The following is a 1,546-nucleotide window of genomic DNA, read 5'->3' as shown; positions in this document are numbered from 1 at the left end:
AGCCGAACAGATCGTCGAGAACGGTCGCCACCGCGCCGCCGTGTGCTATCCCGGGTGCCCCGACATGACGTTGATCGAACACATGGTGAGCCACCACGCCGTTCTCGTCACGCTGGACCGACAGGGCGTGGCCGTGCGGGTTCTGCGGCCCACAACCAAGACAGTCGGGGTGGTGGGGCGGTAGATCAGGCGAGTCGAAACTCGTGCTCCAGAACGAGCGCGCCCAGTTCTCGACAGCGGGGCCGGCCGACCCGCTGACCTCGTCCGGAACTCTTTTCATGGTCGGACCTCTCTGTCGTGAAACCGTGCCGAGTCTGTCGCGTCTTCGCGCGCTCGGCCTGCACCGCAGCATCCGGTCGGGCGTTCGTCCGACCGGTCGGCGCACTCGCCCCGCCATGATTACCACGAGCGGGAGTCTTCTCACCGAATGCACCGTCCCCTTCCGGGCGCGCCTGGCCCGATAGCCCACACGACGCGGCCGCCCAGCCGAAAACGGTGACCGCGAACATCGAGGGCTCCCGTCGGCGGCTGAATTGCTGTCGGCGTGAGGCAGGGATCAGGGTCTGTTGCCGAGCAACGACACGGCATCGATACAGCCAGCGTCCACCGAGAGGCGTCCGACTGTTCCGTCCGGCAACTCCTCGGTCGTTCGGTGCCTCCGCACGCCTGGGGCGATCCGACACGAGCGGCTGCAGCACAGTGCGATGCACCGTCTACCGCGCGCCGTCGAACGACGATGGGCATCATCTCGTGATGGCGGACAGCGAGCGTGAAGCAGACTCCAGGGACTCCACCAGGATCAGCTCGAGTGCAGGCAGTTCGGCAGCCGACACGGCCACCGCAGCTGCGCGTGTTCGTACATCGAGACCGCGTTGTGTTCCGGCGCGGGCAGTTTCGGTCCAGGCCTGGGCGCAGTGATCGGCGGCCGCCGCGAGGTCTGCGGTAGCGGGATCACCGGTCAGACGTGCAATCTCGGTACAGCCGTCGGCGAGAAGCCGACGAAAGAGCCCGCCTCCGGTTCCGGCCTTTTCGATGAAGATACCGAGACTGAACAGCAGCGTCTCGAGGTCATCGGGCGGAAGGTCGACCCAGCTCTTGACGTCGGTTGCCAGCTGGTCGACCGCGGCCAATCCTTCGGCACCGGCTGCTGGTACGTGGTCGGCTATTCCCGGTGTCGATGGGGCGCGCATGCTGGCGGCGGATCGGGCGAAGGCCGCGGCCGCGGCAGTCGACACGGGCGGCAGTGTCTGCGGCCATGTGATTCGGTACGTGCAGTGACGTGTCGGTTGCGGGAACGAGGTGGAAGATCGCGCCCGAGCGAGCGCGTCGAGCGGGATCTCCTGCACGTCGGCCCGATCGTTGTCGACGACCGAGGCAGTCCCCCCGATCTCGTCGTAGCCGATCACCACGATGTCGTGGCGACTCATCTGCAGTTTCACCCGTAGGTAGGGCAGCTCAGCGATATCGGCCCAGACCAGACTGGGTCGTCCCGCATCGATGTCGTCGCGAACCCATGACCATCCCTCAGCGGGATCGTCGGTCGTGA

Annotated in this window: 1 protein-coding gene and 1 pseudogene; both read right to left on the bottom strand. The window is 66.5% G+C overall.

Annotation, left to right across the window (positions count from 1 at the left end; translation table 11 throughout):
• Positions 1 to 280 (bottom strand): annotated as a pseudogene (locus MTX35_RS25230) (PaaI family thioesterase); the annotation flags it as partial.
• Between the two features lie 463 nt (positions 281 to 743).
• Positions 744 to 1,546: BtrH N-terminal domain-containing protein (locus MTX35_RS25225; RefSeq protein WP_243597471.1), on the bottom strand; the 803-nt coding region annotated here is incomplete at its 5' end.

The organism is Rhodococcus sp. ARC_M12, assembly GCF_022810385.1.
Taxonomy (GTDB): domain Bacteria; phylum Actinomycetota; class Actinomycetes; order Mycobacteriales; family Mycobacteriaceae; genus Rhodococcoides; species Rhodococcoides navarretei.
This window is presented reverse-complemented; position numbering and strand designations above follow the sequence as displayed.